Raw genomic sequence first — 18406 nt, forward strand, 5'->3', positions numbered from 1 at the left:
GTTTCACCCTGGCCCGACTGGTGATTACGCTTTTGCCGTTTCCACTTCCGGGCGCTTCAGCACCGCGTAAGTCAGACCAGCCACCAGCGTACCGACGATAATCGCCATCAGGTAACCCAGTACCGGCGTTATCGCACCCGGGATCAGCAGAACAAACAGACCGCCGTGCGGCGCCATCAGTTTGGCACCGATTGCCATCGAGATAGCACCGGTCACCGCGCCGCCAACGATACAGCAAGGCAGAACGCGCATCGGGTCACGGGCCGCAAACGGAATCGCACCTTCAGAGATAAAGCACAGACCCAGAACCAGCGCCGCTTTGCCGCCTTCCTGCTGACCCTTGTTGAACTTTTTACGCGCAACAATCGTCGCCAGGCCCATCGCCAGCGGTGGCACCATACCGGCCGCCATAATCGCCGCCATCGGTCCGTAGGTTGAGGAACTGAGCAGTCCGACACCGAAGGCATAGGCCACCTTGTTCACCGGGCCACCCATATCGGTACACATCATGCCGCCAAGCACCGCACCCAGCAGTACCGCATTCGCCGTACCCATGTTAGCCAGCCAGGTGGTCAGGCCGGACATGATACCGGCAACCGGTTTGCCCACCACGTAGATCATCAGCAGACCGGTGATCAGGCTGGCGACCAGCGGAATAATCAGGATCGGCTTCAGCGCTTCCATACTGGTTGGCAGCTTCACTTTCTGACTGAGGAACTTCGCCGCGTAGCCGGCAATGAAACCGGCAATAATCCCGCCGAGGAAGCCGGCGTTAATGCTGGTGGCGATCATACCGCCAATCAGGCCTGGAGTCAGACCCGGACGGTCTGCAATCGAGAAGGCGATAAAGCCAGCCAGTACCGGCACCATCAGCGCAAACGCGCTGCCGCCACCGATCTGCATCAGTGCCGCAGCCAGCGTGCCCTGCTCTTTAAACGCGGTAATACCGAACGCGAACGACAGTGCGATGCTCAGACCGCCCGCAACCACCATTGGCAGCATGTAGGACACGCCGGTCAGCAGGTGACGGTAAGCGCCGGTTTTCTCTTTCTTGTCTTCGCCCTGTGCTGAGGACTGGCCGCCCTGCGGCTGATAAGGCTTAGCTTCCGCCACGGCTTTATCCAGCTCCTGCGCGGTTTTCTTCAGCGCCAGTCCGGTCGAGGTACGATACATCGGCTTACCGGCAAACTTCGCCAGGTCCACTTCGATATCCGCCGCAACGATAACCAGATCGGCCGCCGCCACTTCTTCCGGCGTGATGGCGTTGCCCGCACCGACGGAACCCCGGGTTTCCACCTTCACCCACCAGCCGCGTTTTTTCGCTTCGGTGTCGATGGCTTCTGCCGCCATAAAGGTGTGCGCCACGCCGGTTGGACAGGCGGTGACCGCGACAATACGTTTTGGCCCCGTGCCCGCAGCCGGAACCGCGGCTTTCGCGATGGAAACCGGTGCCTGGTAAGGCTGGGCATCCGTCTGCGCTTTCGCCAGCACGTCGGCAGGCTGGCGCAGGAGCTGTTCGATATCCGCCAGGTAAATGGCTTTGCCGTTCAGCGTGCTGTCGGCCGGAATATTTTTACCGGCAACAATCACCTGGTCTGCTTCTGCCGGGTTATCGGTCAGGGTCAGTCCGGCACTTGCCGCAGCGGCGGTAGTGATGTTTTTTGCCAGATAGCCCGTTGCCAGCCCCAGCGAAGAATCTATGATCAGCAGCGTTTTCATTATGCGTCTCCTGCTGTTAATTATGGAAAGGTTGTAGGTCGACACGCGCCATCATTGCGGCCAACTGGGTACGATCGGTAACGCCCACATTGCTCTGGCTGACGGCCATGGCCGCCACGGCGGTTGCAAGACGCAGGGTATGCTCGCTGGATTCACGCATCAGCAGGCCGTAGATCAGCCCGCCAACCATTGAATCACCGGCACCCACGGTGCTGACAACTTCACAGGCAGGTGGTTTTGCAATCCATTCGCCTGAAGCATTCACCCACAGCGCCCCTTCGGCACCGAGTGAGATCACCACGTGAGCAATGCCCTGCTCACGCAGCAAATGTGCTGCTTCAATCACATCTTGTAATGTCGGTAACTTGCGGCCAGCCCAGATTTCCAGCTCGCGGCGGTTAGGTTTAACCAGCCATGGTGCGGCTTTCAGACCGGCGACCAGCGCCTCGCGGCTGCTGTCGAAAATAATGCACGGGCAGTGGGTGCGCAGCGTGGTCATCCACTCGGTAAACGCATCCGGATCGACCCCCGCCGGCAGGCTGCCGCTGACGCAGACCATATCGAACTGGCCCAGCCAGGTCAGGGAATCGGCGGTAAAGCGGTCCCAGTCCTGTCCGGTCACTTCGAAGCCGGAGAAATTCAGGTCGGTGACGTCGCCGCCTTTCTCGGTCAGCTTGACGTTAATGCGGGTACGGCCTTCAACCACCTGGAAGCGGTTAGCAATCCCTAAGTCGCTGAACAGGTGCTGGAAGCCGTCCTGGTTTTCTTTACCCAGGAAGCCGCCGACGGTCACGTCGATGCCTAAATCCTTCAGCACTTTAGCAACGTTAATGCCTTTACCGGCCGCGTGCAGCCCGGTGGTTTTCACCAGGTTAACTTCACCGCGTTCGATTTCTGGGGTGTAACCCACCAGGTCGTAAGCCGGGTTCAGGGTAATGGTGGCAACGCGTCTGCTCATGCTGCCCCCTCGCCCAGGCCGGAGGCGATGGCTTCACCAATCGCATCCAGCGCGGCGCGGGCATCTTCACCGCTGGCGGTAAAGCGCAGACGGTGGCCTTTTTTCACGCCCAGCGCCACGACTTTCATCAGGCTGCGGCCGTTAGCCGGCTTACCGCTGCCGTCGAGGTTGGTGACGGTCACGTCGCAGTTGAACTGCTTAATCACGCTGACCAGCGCGGTGCCCGGACGGGCATGCAGGCCATGTTCGTTACGAATGGTGAACTCTTCGGTCAGCACGTCGGCCTGCTCGGAGACTTCGCTGGTCAGCAGGGCGAGGATGCCCGCCGCGTCGGCTTTCAGCAGGCGGTCAGCTTTCTGCGCAATCAGCAAATCGCTCAGGTAGTTCAGCACGGTTAACGGCTGATCGTCGGCCACGGCCACGGTGATCAGCAGCGAAGCGCTCTCACCCTTCACGTCGATTGGCGCGGCGGCACGGCTGACGGCCACGCCGCTGCCCAGATTACCGGTGGTGCTGTCGCTCAGCCAGATGCCCTGCCCCAGGTTCAGCGGCTTCGCGCCGATCACGCTGCTGACGAAGGACGCATCGACCGCGCCGGCCTGCTGCAGACGGCCTGCGTTCAGCGCCTGAAGAGTCATCAGGTCGCTGGCGGCCACGTCGGTGGCAATCAGCGAGGTATCAAATTTGAACTCAGCGCCCTGCTTTTCGCCCATCAGCAGGCTGCGCAGCGTTTCCGCCGAATCGGTGGTTTTCAGCTGTTCAGCTACGCTGTCATCGCTCAGAACGTGGGTCAGCTGACGCAGCAGCGCCAGGTGTTCATCCGATTTGGCCGCAATACCGATCACCACGTAGGCAGTCTGATCGTCGCCCCAGGCGATGCCCTGCGGGAACTGGAACACCTGCACGCCGGTTTTCAGAACCAGATCGCGGGTGTCGGTGGTGCCGTGTGGAATGGCAATACCGTTACCCAGGTAGGTAGAAGTCTGCTGCTCGCGTGCCAGCATACCGTTAACGTAGCCTTCGCCCACGTTACCGGCGGCGGTCAGCGCGGCGGCAACCTGACGGATGGCATCTTGCTTGTCGGACGCCTGCGCACCGGGCTTAATGGCGTTAAGTTCTAACTGGAACATGGTTCTCCTCGCTGCTGAATTTGAATCGTTTCAGCTAATTTGAGAAAAAAAGCGCTATCCCTGAGCAAACAACCTGCGGAGACAACGCTGAAACGTTTCAAGGATTGTGGTCTTTAATCAGGTGTTGTGGCAAGTTTTACTGTAAACGGCATAGCAGATTTTTGACGGTCCGCACATTTTGTTGAGATTTATCACGGAAAAATCCCGTCGCTACAGCGGCAGCTGAAGGCATGCTGAAAGCAGACGGATTTATCAGAAAAAGTGCTGAAGGAAGGTAAGCAGAGGCTGCCTGCCCGAGAAATCCAGTGGGAAATTAAGGTTAAATGATAATGGCGTGACTACTTGGGTAACGGTCCGGGGCGGAGTGCGATCAAGGCGCCGTTGCCGCTTCCAGATTCACCAAATAGGTCATCGCGTCAAGACTGCTGGTACCGCACATATCCCGCGAAGGCTGCAATCCACCGCACACCTTTGGCCGCAGCGGCGAACCGAAAATATTGCACAGGTTGTGGTCGTTCAGCTGAATGCAGCGGGTGTTGGCCGGTTTGCCGTTCGGCATGCCCGGGATCGGGCTGGAGATGGAAGGTGCAATGCAGCAGGCTCCACAGTCAATACGGCATTCCATCAGTTACTCTCAGCGCGGGGGTTACGGTGCGACACATTAGCAGAACGCCCTTCATTGCGATATACCATGTCGCTGATTCCCTGCTTTGTTATGAAATGTGGTCTTTTACCCGGTTAATCTTCCCTCCCCGGGGTATTGTTACGATGACGATCCCCACTTTTTTCCGCTTAGCGATGCAGGCAGATCTTGCCTGAAAGCGCGGGCGCGAGTACCTTGTCGCGATAAATTTCCCCCTCTCTTCCACGTGAGATCCGTTTTATGCCAAGAGCGAATGAAATCAAAAAAGGTATGGCCATCAGCTACAACGGCAAACTGCTGTTGGTAAAAGACATTGATGTGCAAAGCCCCAGCGCACGCGGTGCATCCACCCTGTACAAAATGCGCTTCACCGATGTCCGCACCGGTCTGAAGGTTGAAGAACGCTTCAAGGGTGATGACATCCTCGACACCATTTCCCTCAGCCGTCGCCAGGTGACCTTCTCTTATATAGACGGTGACGAATACGTCTTTATGGATGACGAAGATTACACGCCGTACAACTTCAAGCAGGATCAGATCGAAGACGAGCTGCTGTTCCTGCCGGAAGGCGGCATTCCGGGCATCCAGGTGCTGACGATGGATGGCCAGATCCTGGCGCTGGAGCTGCCGCAGACCGTGGATATGGAAATTGTTGAAACCACGCCGGGTATTAAAGGTGCCTCCGCCAGCGCCCGTACCAAACCGGCGACCATGAGTACCGGCCTGGTCGTTCAGGTTCCGGAATACCTCAGCAACGGTGACAAAATCCGCATTCATATTCCAGAGCGTCGTTATATGAGCCGCGCTGACTAGTTGTGCCGGACAAGGGCGATGTGCAATGACATCGCCCTTTTTGTTATGTTATAACAAAAACAAAACGCACGCACTGGAGCAATGATGACCCGGGTAAATCTGATCACCGGCTTTCTCGGCAGCGGGAAAACCACCACGCTGCGCCATTTACTGGCTGGTAAACCCCAGGATGAGAAGTGGGCGGTGCTGGTCAACGAGTTTGGTGAAGTCGGCATTGACGGCGCGCTGCTGGCAGAAACCGGTGCGGTGCTGAAAGAGATCCCCGGCGGCTGCATGTGCTGCGTTAACGGCCTGCCGATGCAGGTCGGGCTGAATATGCTGCTGAAGCAGGCGAAGCCGGACCGGCTGCTGATTGAACCGACCGGGCTTGGCCATCCCAAACAGATCCTCGATATGCTGTCGGCCAGCGTTTACGAACCCTGGATCGACTTGCGCGCCACGCTTACCCTGCTCGACCCGCGCCAGCTGCTGGACGAACGGGTGGTGCAGAATGAAAACTTCCGCGATCAGCTGGCCGCAGCCGACATGATTATTGCCAATAAACAGGATCGCTGGGATGACGCCGCTCGCCAGGCGCTGCTCAGCTGGCAGCAGCAGTCGGCCGCCGGGCGCACGCTGGTGACCACCCAGCACGGCGAGATTGACGCCGCGCTGCTGGATGCGCCGCGCCGCAATCTGCGTGCGTTACCCCATCCGTCCCATCACCATCACAGCACCGCGCCCTCGCGGCTGGCGGCGCTGAAGCCCGACGAGAATATGCCCTGGCGGCGGGCGCTGAATCAGGGCCAGGGTTTTTACGCCTGCGGCTGGGTTTTTAATAGTGATACGGTGTTTGACACGATTGGCCTGCTGGAGTGGGCGCGGCTGGCGCCGGTATCGCGGGTGAAAGGCGTCATGCGCATTGCCGAAGGCATGGTCAGTATTAATCGCCAGGGCGCTGACTTCCATATCGAGACCCGAAGCGCCGAACCTCCGGACAGTCGAATCGAACTTATCGACGATTCCCAGGCTGACTGGAACAGTTTGCAAACTTCTTTGTTGAAACTTCGTTTACACTATCAGAGATAACCTACGCCGCGACCTGGCTAATGACACTCTGGTATTTATGACAACTAAACGCTTACTGACCATCCTTTTACTTAACGCGATGGGGTTATTTCTCTTTTTCTCCTGGTATCTGCCTGCAGGCCACGGTTCATGGTTTGCCATCGATAAAGGGATTTTCTACTGGTTCAACGACCGTATGGTCACCAGTAAACCACTGTTATGGCTGGTCGCCATCACCAACTTCCGCGCGTTTGATGGCGTCTCTCTGCTGGCGATGGGTGGCCTTTATCTGCACTTCTGGCGGCGGGAAACCCCGCAGGGTCGGCGCAGAATGCTGGCGATTGGTATCACCATGCTGATTACCGCCGTTGGTCTGAATCAGCTGGGTCACCTGATCCCGGTCTCACATGCCAGCCCGACCCGGTTCTTCCCGGACGTGCATCATGTCTCGCAGCTGACCGGCATCCCGACGAAAGACGCCTCGGCGGACAGCTTCCCCGGCGACCACGGCATGATGCTGATTATTTTCGCCTGCTTTATGCTGCGCTACTTCAGCCGCCGCGCGTTTGCCGTGGCGGTGATGATTGTGCTGGTATTTGCGATGCCGCGCGTGATGATTGGTGCCCACTGGTTCACCGATATCGCCGTCGGCTCCCTTTCCATCGTGCTGGTGGGGATGAGCTGGTGGCTGATGACGCCGGCCAGCGATTATCTGGTTAACTGGCTTTATCGTAATTTGCCTGGAAAATATAAACCGGCACGGTGATCGCCTTATAAACCTCTTCCCCAATCCGCATTAAGGATAAATAATTTCTTATCTTTGATGCGGATTAACCATTAATTAGCAGGCTAACAGAGTCCGGTATTCAGAACCTTTCATTATACCTGCCCCGGCAGCCCGGGTTGGCTAAGTGCCTGCCGTCTTTGAGATTATTCCTAATTCATGACTTCCACCTTCTTCTGTCACAAAGCCGTGCCTGATTCGCCACTAAAACGTCAATTATTGCCCGTTCTCTGAACAAATGCGTATCTGGTTATTTCACATCAAAAAAACCTATAAAAAAGTACTTAAAACCCCTCGCTATGGGGCTTGTAATGGGGTAACCTCGTTTCCGGTTAGGCAAAATGGGTAAAATATTTCGGTCTGTTACATTTTAAAACGTGCTCGCTAACACATTTTAAAGATTCCGAAATTGTCATCTTGTGATGCGCTAATTAATCTCGTTTCGTTTCGCATTTTAACTAACGACTCTGTCGTAAGGACTTCAAGGGATTACAAACATAATGGTCAAGTCTCAACCTATTCTGAGATATATCCTGCGGGCACTCCCCGCCGTCGCGTTAGCGGCACTGTTGTCAGCATGTAGTTCGAACAGCGGGCACAATGTACAAACTGATACTCATGCAGTTAAAGGCCAGAATGGTTTTTTACTTCAAGCGTCTCAGGATGAATTCGAACAGATGGTTCAGAACGTGGATATTAAATCCCGTTTAATGGATCAGTACGCAGACTGGAAAGGCGTGCGTTATCGTTTAGGCGGTACCAGCAAACGTGGCATTGACTGCTCGGCCTTTGTACAGACTACGTTTCGTGAACAGTTTGGTTTAGATCTTCCCCGTTCGACTTACGAACAGGAAGACAGCGGAAAGAGCATCCAGCGTACAAAGCTGCGCCCGGGTGATTTAGTTCTGTTCCGCGCGGGCTCTACGGGTCGTCATGTCGGTATTTATATCGGTAATGATAACTTCGTCCATGCATCGACCAGCAGCGGCGTGATGATTTCTAATCTCAACGAGTCGTACTGGAAAAATCGCTACCGCGATGCGCGACGGGTTCTGAGCCGAACGCAAAGCTGATTTCATTCTTTGAAGTCCGCGAAACACGAGAGAAAAAGACGCTGCCCCGGCAGCGTTTTTTTTCGCCCGTTTTTCAGCAAAAAAACTTTTGATAATCAAAAGAATATGAAGACAGAAACCCGCCGCCGTTATATCCTGCATTGCTTACACCAGAAAAGCTGTTTGTTACTAATAAATAATAAAAAACCGGCTATAACGGGAGATATAACCCTATGCCACTGCCAACAAACGTCACGCGACTGGTTCCCCAGCAGCGCAAGATTGTCTGTCTGAGTGCCGCCACTGGTTTTATTTTTTTTCTGTTGTTTATTACCATCACCCTGAGCATTACCTGGAACCGTCATTCCGAAAGCCATAACCGGCTCGCCGGCTATACGCAAAGCTATGTCATCAACCTGTTTGGTGAACTTCAGCAAACGCTTCAGCCCCTGCAGGCTGCCGCCAGCATTGCCAGCTGTGACCAGGTGCGTAATGACCTGATCCAGCGCGCCGCATTCGCACCGAATATTCGGGCTATTTTACTGGTAAAAAATGGCGTCGCCTTCTGTTCATCCGCCACCGGGCCGATGTCGCTGGCGGTAAAAAGACTGTCTCCCTTAACGGATATCGCCAAGCCCCTTGATATACGCCTGATACCCGATACGCCGATGGTGCCGGGTAAGCCCGCGATTGCTATCTGGTTATCCGATGCCAATCATCCGTCCTACGGCGTCTTCGTGACGTTGAACGTTAACCTAACACCCTACCTTCTGCTGACATCCCGTCATCTGGAGATCGCCGGAATGGCGATAGCCACAAAAGACAACGCGCTGACGACCTGGAATGACGGGGTGATCACGCTGACCGATTTGCCAAAGCATCCGCTGCGGACGATTACCCTTACCGGCTATCCCCTGACGCTCTATTTCTATGGGGAAACGCTGCCGGCCCGCGACGTTCATGTCATTCTTCTTGCCGGACTGCTGCTCAGTATTATCATCGCCTTTGCCTGCTTCCTGGTGCTTATTCTGCGGCAGCGGCAGGGAAAAGAGATCCAGCAGGGGATGAAGCGCGGCGAGTTTCACGTGGAATATCAGCCGGTGATTGATGCCAGCTCCGGGAAAACCTACGGGCTTGAGGCCCTGCTACGCTGGACGCATCCCACCGAAGGCCGCATTCCACCCGACGCTTTCATCAGCTATGCCGAAGGGCAGAACCTGATCGTTCCGCTGACCCGGCATTTATTTCAGCTGGTCGCGCGGGATGCGCATCAGCTGTGCCGGGTGACTCCGGCCGGAACCCGGCTGGGGGTGAATCTCTCCCCGCTGCATTTAAGCTATCCAACCTTCCGCCAGGACGTGCTTGACTGGCTTGAGGCCATGCCGAAAAACCATTTCGAATATATTTTCGAGATTACCGAACGCGCTATGGTGGACGATCGCAGCGCGGATGAAATCTTCCACTGGATCCGCCAGCAGAATATTAAAATAGCCATTGATGATTTTGGCACCGGCCACAGTGCGCTAATCTATCTGGAAAAGTTTAAATTTGATTATCTGAAAATCGATCGGGGTTTTGTGCTCAGCATTGGCACGGAAACCGTTAATTCCCCGGTACTGGATGCCGTGCTGAATCTGGCGCAGAAGCTGAATCTGAATACCGTGGCCGAGGGCGTGGAAACCGCCGAGCAGGCGCTGTGGCTGATTAACGGTGGCATCAGCCACATGCAGGGATACTTATTCAGTCGCCCCCGCACGGTGCCGCAGCTGATTGATTATTTCGCCAGCGATTTTGCCCCCATCGATCGCGTAATACTGGCGGGTTAGCATCAACTGTCAAAACGGGTAAAAGGCCTTCACTATCATTGCGCCGGGTTGGCTTTACTGTCAGTCTGATCTGCCTGTTTTTATTTTTCACCTCCGGGAGCCTGTTTAACCATGATTGTGCGCATTGTTGCCCTTGCTTTATTCAGCCTGACGGCGGCCTGTGCGCAGGCTGAAAAGATTAATGAGAGCTACAGTTTTGCCCAGCTTGGGACTGCAAAATACGCCACGGGCTTTACCCATTTTGATTATGCGAATCCCGCCGCGCCGAAAGGCGGCAGCATTACCCTTTCCGCGATCGGTACCTACGACAACTTCAACCGCTACGCCCTGCGCGGCAGCCCCGGGGCGCGGACGGAAACGCTTTACGACAGCCTTTTCACCTCCTCCGAAGATGAGGTGGGCAGCCTCTATCCGTTGATTGCCGAATACGCGCGCTATCCCGATAATTATCGCTGGGTTGAGGTGAGTATTAACCCGCTGGCCCGCTTCCAGGACGGCTCCCCCATTACCGCCGCCGACGCCGCCTTCACTTTTAATATGTTTATGACCCAGGGCGTGCCGCAGTACCGGGTTTTCTATAAAGGGGTAACGGCCAGAGCAATTTCCCGCCTGACGGTGCGCTTTGAACAGCCGCAGCCCGACCGCGATAAGATGCTGTCGCTGCTGTCATCGCCGGTCTTCCCGGAGAAGTTCTGGAAAAACCGCAATCTGGGTGAGCCCCTCCCCTACCCGCCTCCGTCAAGCGGGCCGTATCGCATTACCGCCTATAAGGTCGGCCAGTCGATCACCTATTCGCGGGTGAAGGACTACTGGGCGGCAAACCTGCCGGTGAATAAGGGCCGCTACAACTTCGACAAAATCCGCTACGACTATTATCTGGACGATAATGTCGCCTTTGAAGCATTTAAGGCGGGCGCGTTTGATTTCCGGGCCGAAGGGTCGGCAAAGAAATGGGCCACGCAGTACAGCGGTAATAACTTTGAACGCGGCTATATCATCAAAGATCCGATACCGAATACGGTTGCCACCGACACCAACTGGCTGGCTTTTAATATTCAGCGCCCGCAGTTTACCGATCCGAAAGTGCGTGAGGCGCTGTCGCTGGTGTTTGATTTTGACTGGATGAATAAAGCGCTGTTCTATAACGCCTATAAGCGGGTGAACAGCTATTTCCAGAATACCGAATACGCCGCGCGCAACTATCCCGACGCCAGCGAGCTGGAAATTCTTGGCCCGCTTAAGGGCCAGTATCCTGCCGAGGTGATTGATAAAATTTATCAGCCGCCCACTTCCGACGGCAGCGGCTACGATCGTGGCAAACTGCTGCAGGCGCTCGATCTGTTGAAACAGGCGGGCTGGGAGCTGAAAAATCGTCAGCTGGTCAACGTGAAAACCGGCAAGCCGATGCGTTTTGAGCTGCTGCTGCGCAGCGGCGGCAACGATCAGTGGGTGCTTCCGTTCCAGCATAATCTGACGCGCATCGGGATTACCATGGATGTGCGACAGGTGGACAGTTCGCAGTATCTGTCCCGCCTGCGCAGCCGCGATTTTGATATGCTGCCCTCGCCCTATGCGGCTTTTGCCACCCCCGATACCGGCCTGCAGTTTTACTGGGCCAGCAGCTACATCAATTCCAGCTACAACAGGCCGGGCGTCAACAGTCCGCTAGTCGATAATCTGATCGCCCAGATTAACCAGCATCAGGGTGATAAACCGGCGCTGATCGCGCTGGGGCGGGTACTGGACCGGGTGCTGCTGTGGAACTACTACATGATCCCGATGTGGTACAGCGCCAGCGATCGCTACGCCTTCTGGAATAAATTCTCGATGCCGTCCACCCGCCCCACCTATTCGCTGGGCTTTGACAGCTGGTGGTACGATGTTAATAAAGCCGCACAGCTGCCGGCACAACGACGTTAAGGAGCCTGACTGTGGGTGCGTATATTCTTCGTCGCTTACTGCTGATTATTCCCACCCTGTGGGCGATTATCACCATTAACTTTTTTATCGTGCAGATTGCCCCGGGCGGGCCGGTCGACCAGGCGATTGCCAATATCGAGTTTGGCCAGACCACCGGCCTGCCGGGTGCCGCCGGGGAGAATGCCTCCCACGGGCGCAGCTCGCTGAATGCTTCCCCCGCCGACGGCCAGTATCGCGGTTCCCGCGGCCTGGATCCGGAAGTGATTGCGGAAATCACCAAACGCTACGGCTTCGATAAGCCGCTGCACGAACGCTATTTCACCATGCTGTGGAACTATCTGCGTTTCGATTTCGGCGACAGTCTGTTCCGCAGCAGCTCGGTGCTGCAGCTGATTAAAGAGAGCCTGCCCGTATCGGTGACGCTGGGGCTGTGGAGCACGCTGATTATCTACCTGGTCTCCATTCCGCTCGGCATCAAGAAGGCGGTGCGTAACGGCAGCGCCTTCGACATCTGGAGCAGTACGGCGATTATCATCGGCTATGCCATCCCGTCATTCCTGTTCGGTATCATGCTGATTGTGCTGTTTGCCGGAGGCAGCTACCTCGACTGGTTCCCGCTGCGCGGGCTGGTCTCACCGCAGTTTGACACCCTGCCGTGGTACGGCAAAGTCACCGACTACCTCTGGCATATTACCCTGCCGGTGCTGGCAACGGTCATTGGCGGCTTTGCCACCCTGACCATGCTGACCAAAAACTCGTTTCTTGATGAGATCCGTAAACAGTATGTGGTCACCGCGCGGGCGAAAGGACTGGACGAGGAGAAGATCCTCTACCGCCACGTTTTCCGTAACGCCATGCTGCTGGTGATTGCCGGTTTCCCGGCCACCTTTATCAGCATGTTCTTTACCGGCTCGCTGCTGATTGAGGTGATGTTCTCGCTTAACGGCCTGGGGCTGCTGGGCTATGACGCCACCATCCAGCGCGATTACCCGGTGATGTTCGGCACGCTGTATATTTTCACGCTGATCGGGCTGTTGCTGAATATCGTCAGCGATATAACCTACACGCTGGTCGATCCGCGTATTGATTTCGAGGGGCGCTGATGAGCCATTTAAATCCGATTAATCAGGCTCGCTGGGCGCGGTTTAAAAACAACCGCCGGGGATACTGGTCGCTGTGGATCTTCCTGGTGTTTTTCGTCCTTTGCCTGGGGTCCGAACTGCTGGCTAACGATAAGCCGCTGATCGTGCATTATCAGGATCGCACCTACTTCCCGCTGGTGGTGAACTACACCGAAAGTGATTTTGGCGGGCCGCTGGCCACGCCCGCCGACTATCAGGACCCGTGGCTGAAGCAGCGGCTGGACAACGCAGGCTGGGCCGTCTGGGCACCGATTCGCTTCGGTGACAATACCATCAACTTCGCCAGCACCCGCCCTTTCCCCTCGCCGCCTTCCCTTGAGAACTGGCTGGGTACCGATGCCAACGGTGGCGACGTGCTGGCGCGTATACTCTACGGCACGCGGATTTCCCTGCTGTTTGGCCTGATGCTGACGCTGTTTTCCAGCGTGATTGGCATTATCGTCGGCGCAACCCAGGGTTACTTCGGCGGTAAAGTCGATCTGTGGGGCCAGCGCATTATTGAGGTGTGGTCGGGAATGCCAACGCTGTTCCTGATCATCCTGCTTTCCAGCGTGGTGCAGCCCGGCTTCTGGTGGCTGCTGGCGATTACCGTCGTTTTTGGCTGGATGAGCCTGGTCGGCGTGGTGCGTGCGGAGTTTCTGCGCACCCGCAACTTCGACTACATCCGTGCCGCGCAGGCAATGGGGGTCAGCGACTGGCGCATTATGTCACGCCATATGCTGCCGAATGCGATGGTCGCCACGCTCACCTACCTGCCGTTTATTCTCTGCGGATCGATAACCACGCTGACCTCGCTGGACTTCCTGGGATTCGGTCTGCCGCTGGGATCGCCGTCGCTGGGTGAACTCCTGCTGCAGGGGAAAAATAACCTGCAGGCTCCGTGGCTGGGGCTGACGGCCTTCTTCTCGCTGGCGATCCTGCTGTCGCTGTTAATCTTTATTGGTGAAGCCGTGCGCGACGCCTTCGACCCGAGCAAGGTGCACTGATATGGCGCTGCTTTCGATTCAGGATCTGAGTATTGCTTTCCGCCAGGGCGGCGTTGAACGGCGCGTGGTGGACGGGCTTTCGCTGTCGGTTGATGCCGGAGAAACCGTCGCGCTGGTGGGCGAATCGGGATCGGGTAAAAGCGTGACGGCGCTGTCGGTGATGCGGCTGCTGCCGACTCCGCCGGCAGTGTATCAGCAGGGCGATATCCGGTTTGCCGGCCAGAGCGTGCTGCAGGCCGATGAGCGTACGCTGCGCGGTCTGCGCGGCAACCGCATCGCCATGATCTTTCAGGAGCCGATGGTTTCACTGAACCCGCTGCACAATATTGAAAAACAGCTGTACGAGGTCCTGTCGCTGCATCGCGGCATGCGTCGCGAAGCCGCGCGCGCCGAGATGCTCAGCTGTCTGGATCGCGTGGGCATCCGCAATGCCGCCCGGCGGCTGAATGACTTCCCCCACCAGCTTTCCGGCGGCGAACGCCAGCGCGTGATGATTGCCATGGCGCTGCTGACTCAGCCGGAGCTGTTGATTGCCGATGAACCCACCACCGCGCTCGACGTGACGGTGCAGGCGCAGATCCTGGTCCTGCTGAAAGAGCTGAAGCAGGAGCTGAACATGGGCCTGCTGTTTATCACCCATAACCTGAACATCGTCCGCCAGCTCGCCGACAGCGTCACCGTGATGCGCAACGGCCAGGCGGTTGAGCATAACAGCACGCAGCGGCTGTTCAGCGCGCCACAGCACCCCTACACCCGCCAGCTGCTGGACTCTGAACCGGAAGGCCGCCCTGCCCCCGCGGATATCGACAGTCCGCCGCTGCTGAAAGTTGAGAACCTGAACGTGGCGTTCCCGATTAAAAAGGGACTGATGCGCCGCACGGTAGACGTTCATCACGCGCTGAAATCGCTGAGCTTTACCCTGCATCCGGGCGAAACGCTGGGCCTGGTCGGTGAGTCCGGCTCCGGCAAAAGCACCACCGGGCTGGCGCTGCTGCGGCTGATCGCCTCCGGCGGCGATATCTGGTTTAACAACCAGCCGCTGCATCAGTGGAACCGCCGGCAGATGCTGCCGGTACGGCGTCAGATTCAGGTGGTGTTTCAGGACCCCAACTCGGCGCTGAATCCGCGGCTGAACGTGCTGCAGATCATTGCTGAAGGGCTGCAGGTGCATCATCCCGAACTGAACGCGGAGCAGCGGGAAGCAAAAGTTATTACGGCCATGCAGGAAGTCGGGCTGGATCCCGAAACCCGCCAGCGATACCCGGCAGAGTTTTCCGGCGGCCAGCGCCAGCGTATCGCCATCGCCCGCGCGCTGATCCTGCAGCCACAGCTGATTATTCTCGATGAACCGACCTCCTCACTCGACCGCTCGGTGCAGAAACAGATCCTCGCCCTGCTGAAGACGCTGCAGGAGCAGCACCGGCTGGCCTATATTTTTATCAGCCACGATCTGCAGGTGGTGCGTTCGCTCTGTCATCAGGTGGTGGTGCTGCAGCAGGGAGAGGTGGTTGAACAGGGTGAGTGCGAAACTATTTTTAGCGCACCGCAGCAGGATTATACCCGCCAGCTGCTGATGCTGGCTTGAGTACGGTACTCAGCGGCTGAGCGTTGCCGCGCGTGGCGGGCTTATTCAGGGGCGTGGTAAAAGGAATCTGGCCAAATCGTGGGGTGCAGCGAGTGCGTCTGGCCTAATCGTGACGTTCACCGGCAAAGGTTTCAGCGATGCCAACGCCGAAATTTTTCAGGCGGCAGGTGGTGGTGCATTCATCCTGGCGATGAACAAACAGGCACGGCTCGCCTTCCAGCTCCAGCACGGCGCAGTCCAGCTGCATATCCGCCAGCGCCAGTTTGATGTTCTGCATGATTTCCCAGGCAGAATCACCGTTATGGCTCAGCAGGCGCAGGCCGATCAGGTCGTCATCGCTGTTCAGGACGTTGGATGCCTGCGGTTCCACGGTCACCCCCACGGGTCCGCTGCAGCGGCGATAGCTGGCCGGCAAACGATGTACCACTGAATGTTGTAAGGTATTCAACATAGTCCCCCCCCCCAGAGTTACTTTTAAACAATTTTTTCACAATTATTTTACAAGGTAAATCATCAATTGTGGAAATAAAATTAACCTACTGATAAACATCACTATTAATCTTTATCAGGTCAGGCCATCTGATTTATCCACATTTTTTATAGTCTTTTTTTGAGAGGTAACTCTCATTTATTGGATATGTTTACCGCGTTACTCGTGGGATAACAACCGATTTCGTAGCAAAGTTGTTACTTTTTCAAGGTTAGCATTTCACAAATAATCAACAGGACGGTGCCGGGGGAGGACTATAGCTGCCGGGCCAGAAGCGGCCCGGCAGCAGATTTACGCGGACTGAGCGTGACGCGGACGCGCCGCATAGAGGAACAGAGCAACCGACAGGGTGGCGCAGATAAAGATGGCGCTGACCATCGGCCACGCGCTGTTAAACGTCATGGTCGACAGCAGCGCCCCGGCCAGCGCGCCGACGCCAAAGCGCAGCGTGCCCGCCAGTGACGACGCGGTGCCCGCCATATGAGGAAACTCATCGAGGATCACCGCCATGGCATTCGACGACACCATCGCCACGCAGCCGATAAACATCGCCACGCCAAACACCAGCGCCAGGAAGCCCAGATCCAGCGCGCTGACCAGCAGCAGCCAGACCGCCATCGTGAACTGCACCAGCAGGCCAAAGCGGAACATTGCCAGCGGACCAAAGCGGCGCACACAGCGGCTGTTCAGCAGGGTCATCAGGAACAGAAACACCACGTTCAGCGCGAAGTAATAACCAAAGTCCTGCGGTGAAATGTGGTTCAGTTCAATGTAAACAAACGGCCCGGCGTTGAGGAAGGAGAACAGCCCGGCAAACGAACAGCCGCTGGCCAGCATATAGCTGAATACCCGCTTATGGCGGAACAGGGAGAGGAAATTCCCCAGCGTGGTGCGCAGGTTAAACCGCTGCCGTTTTTCCTTGGGCAGCGTTTCCTTTATCTGCGTAACTACCAGCAGCGTGGTAATAACCGCCGCCACGGAGATGGTCCAAAAAATCGCGTGCCAGCTCCAGATCAGGAGCAGCCAGCCGCCAACGATCGGTGCCAGCAGTGGCGCAACCGTGGTCACCAGCATAACGAACGACATCATGCGCGAGAACTCCTCTTTCGAGTAGCTGTCGCGCATCAGGGCGCTGATGACCACGCTGCCCGCCGCCGCCGACAGGCCGTGCAGGAAACGCATGTTGATCAGTTGCTCTATGCTCTGCGAAAGCGCACAGGCGGCCGCGGCCACGGCAAAGATCAGCGTGCCTGCGGCAATCACCGGCTTGCGGCCAAAACTGTCCGCCAGCGGACCATAAATCAGCTGGCCGAGGGCAAAGCCAAGAATATAGGCGTTCAGGGTCATCTGTACGCTGCCCGCCGACACACCAAACTCGCGGGCAATCTGCGGCAGCGCGGGCAGATACATATCGATCGACAGCGGCATCAACATCGCCAGCAGTCCGAGGATCACCACTAATCCAACGGAAGAATTCTTATCCTTTGCCACTCACTGCCCCTTTGAAATGATTATCCGCTAGCGCGTCAGCCCGACGCTGGCCACTTCTTCCTCGGTCAACGCACGATACTCGCCCGGCTCCAGGTCGGCATCCAGGCTGATATCGCCAATGCGTTCACGATGCAGCTCCACCACGCGGTTCCCCACCGCGGCAAACATGCGTTTCACCTGATGGTAACGGCCTTCGCTGATGGTCAGGCGCACGCGATGGTCGTCAAGCGCTTCCAGCACCGCCGGTTTGGTCAGCGTTTTCTCATTGTGCAGCTGCACGCCATCGGCAAACTGCTGCGCCGTATCGTCGCTCAACGGCTGCTCCAGCGTGACCAGATAGGTTTTCTCGCAGTGGTGGCGCGGAGAAGTAATACGGTGCGACCACTGGCCGTCATCGGTCATCAGGACCAGACCGGTAGTATCAATATCCAGGCGTCCGGCGGCATGCAGCTTATAGGCGGCCGGTTCGGCAAGGAAATACAGCACGGTAGGATGATCGGGATCGTCGGTGGAACACACATAGCCCACCGGCTTATTCAGCATGAAATAGCGCGGCCCCAGCTGCTGCTGCAGCGGATTACCGTCAAACGCCACGGTGTTTTCCGGGGTCAGTTTAAACGATCCATCGCGCACAACTTCGCCGTCAACGGTCACTCTTTTTGCTCGCAGCTCACGTGCGGCGATGGCGCGGCTGACTTCCAGCTGCTGGGATAAAAACTTATCAAGTCGCATTAACTCTGCACTGCCTGTAATTGGGAATGAAAACTGACGTTTAACGTCTTGTGATGTGGCGCGGAGCGCTCATCCAGAATGGAAAGCA

At 56.7% G+C, this 18406-nt stretch carries 16 protein-coding genes; 9 read left to right on the top strand and 7 right to left on the bottom strand.

The features are described from left to right. Positions 1-24: 24 nt before the first annotated feature. From fruA to PGH32_RS11095, 4 genes are all read right to left on the bottom strand, one after another. Positions 25-1719 (bottom strand): PTS fructose transporter subunit IIBC, encoded by a 1695-nt coding sequence (gene fruA, locus PGH32_RS11080; protein ID WP_337894056.1) that lies wholly within the window; start codon positions 1717-1719, stop codon positions 25-27. A 16-nt stretch (positions 1720-1735) separates the two neighbouring features. After that, a complete protein-coding gene (gene fruK, locus PGH32_RS11085) occupies positions 1736-2677 on the bottom strand; it encodes a 1-phosphofructokinase (protein WP_314420666.1) in 942 nt (313 codons plus the stop codon). Next, positions 2674-3807: a fused PTS fructose transporter subunit IIA/HPr protein gene (gene fruB / locus PGH32_RS11090; RefSeq protein WP_337894057.1), complete on the bottom strand. Its 1134-nt coding sequence runs from the start codon at positions 3805-3807 to the stop codon at positions 2674-2676. The genes fruK and fruB overlap by 4 nt, the downstream gene beginning before the upstream one ends. 370 nt (positions 3808-4177) lie before the next feature. Next, complete coding sequence (locus PGH32_RS11095) at positions 4178-4432, bottom strand: YkgJ family cysteine cluster protein (protein WP_314420669.1); 255 nt, start codon at positions 4430-4432, stop codon at positions 4178-4180. Between the two features lie 258 nt (positions 4433-4690). Here PGH32_RS11095 and yeiP point away from each other — a divergent pair, with 258 nt between their 5' ends. The 9 genes from yeiP (at position 4691) to yejF (ending at position 15605) form a co-directional block, all read left to right on the top strand. Beyond that, entirely contained in the window at positions 4691-5263 is a 573-nt protein-coding gene (gene yeiP / locus PGH32_RS11100) for an elongation factor P-like protein YeiP (protein ID WP_314420671.1), read from the top strand. 84 nt (positions 5264-5347) lie between these two features. Beyond that, positions 5348-6331, top strand: a complete 984-nt coding sequence (locus PGH32_RS11105; RefSeq protein WP_337894058.1) for a CobW family GTP-binding protein — start codon at positions 5348-5350, stop codon at positions 6329-6331. Positions 6332-6368: 37 nt separating this feature from the next. Continuing rightward, positions 6369-7076, top strand: a complete 708-nt coding sequence (locus PGH32_RS11110) for a phosphatase PAP2 family protein (protein WP_314420675.1) — start codon at positions 6369-6371, stop codon at positions 7074-7076. A 518-nt stretch (positions 7077-7594) separates the two neighbouring features. Further along, positions 7595-8167, top strand: a complete 573-nt coding sequence (gene mepS, locus PGH32_RS11115) for a bifunctional murein DD-endopeptidase/murein LD-carboxypeptidase (RefSeq protein WP_314420677.1) — start codon at positions 7595-7597, stop codon at positions 8165-8167. Between the two features lie 212 nt (positions 8168-8379). Further along, a complete protein-coding gene (locus PGH32_RS11120; RefSeq protein WP_337894059.1) occupies positions 8380-9972 on the top strand; it encodes a cyclic di-GMP phosphodiesterase in 1593 nt (530 codons plus the stop codon). Between the two features lie 111 nt (positions 9973-10083). Next, positions 10084-11892 (top strand): extracellular solute-binding protein, encoded by a 1809-nt coding sequence (locus PGH32_RS11125; RefSeq protein WP_337894060.1) that lies wholly within the window; start codon positions 10084-10086, stop codon positions 11890-11892. Between the two features lie 11 nt (positions 11893-11903). Continuing rightward, the gene (locus PGH32_RS11130) at positions 11904-12995 is read left to right on the top strand and encodes a microcin C ABC transporter permease YejB (protein WP_337894061.1); all 1092 of its coding nucleotides are present in this window, start codon (positions 11904-11906) and stop codon (positions 12993-12995) included. Next, positions 12995-14020 carry a microcin C ABC transporter permease gene (locus PGH32_RS11135; RefSeq protein WP_314420685.1) on the top strand — a complete coding sequence of 342 codons (1026 nt, stop codon included), beginning with the start codon at positions 12995-12997 and terminating at the stop codon, positions 14018-14020. Before PGH32_RS11130 ends, PGH32_RS11135 begins: the two co-directional genes overlap by 1 nt. Before the next feature lies 1 nt (position 14021). Next, the gene (gene yejF, locus PGH32_RS11140) at positions 14022-15605 is read left to right on the top strand and encodes a microcin C ABC transporter ATP-binding protein YejF (RefSeq protein WP_314420686.1); all 1584 of its coding nucleotides are present in this window, start codon (positions 14022-14024) and stop codon (positions 15603-15605) included. Positions 15606-15708: 103 nt separating this feature from the next. Here yejF and PGH32_RS11145 read toward each other — a convergent pair whose 3' ends face one another. The 3 genes from PGH32_RS11145 to rsuA all read right to left on the bottom strand — a co-directional run bounded on the left by PGH32_RS11145 (position 15709) and on the right by rsuA (position 18318). After that, positions 15709-16056: a YejG family protein gene (locus PGH32_RS11145; RefSeq protein ID WP_314420688.1), complete on the bottom strand. Its 348-nt coding sequence runs from the start codon at positions 16054-16056 to the stop codon at positions 15709-15711. A 330-nt stretch (positions 16057-16386) separates the two neighbouring features. Next, the gene (locus PGH32_RS11150) at positions 16387-17586 is read right to left on the bottom strand and encodes a Bcr/CflA family multidrug efflux MFS transporter (protein WP_314420690.1); all 1200 of its coding nucleotides are present in this window, start codon (positions 17584-17586) and stop codon (positions 16387-16389) included. A 27-nt stretch (positions 17587-17613) separates the two neighbouring features. Beyond that, positions 17614-18318, bottom strand: a complete 705-nt coding sequence (gene rsuA, locus PGH32_RS11155; protein ID WP_314420691.1) for a 16S rRNA pseudouridine(516) synthase RsuA — start codon at positions 18316-18318, stop codon at positions 17614-17616. Positions 18319-18406: the final 88 nt, after the last annotated feature.

The organism is Erwinia sp. SLM-02, from assembly GCF_037450285.1.
Taxonomy (GTDB): domain Bacteria; phylum Pseudomonadota; class Gammaproteobacteria; order Enterobacterales; family Enterobacteriaceae; genus Erwinia.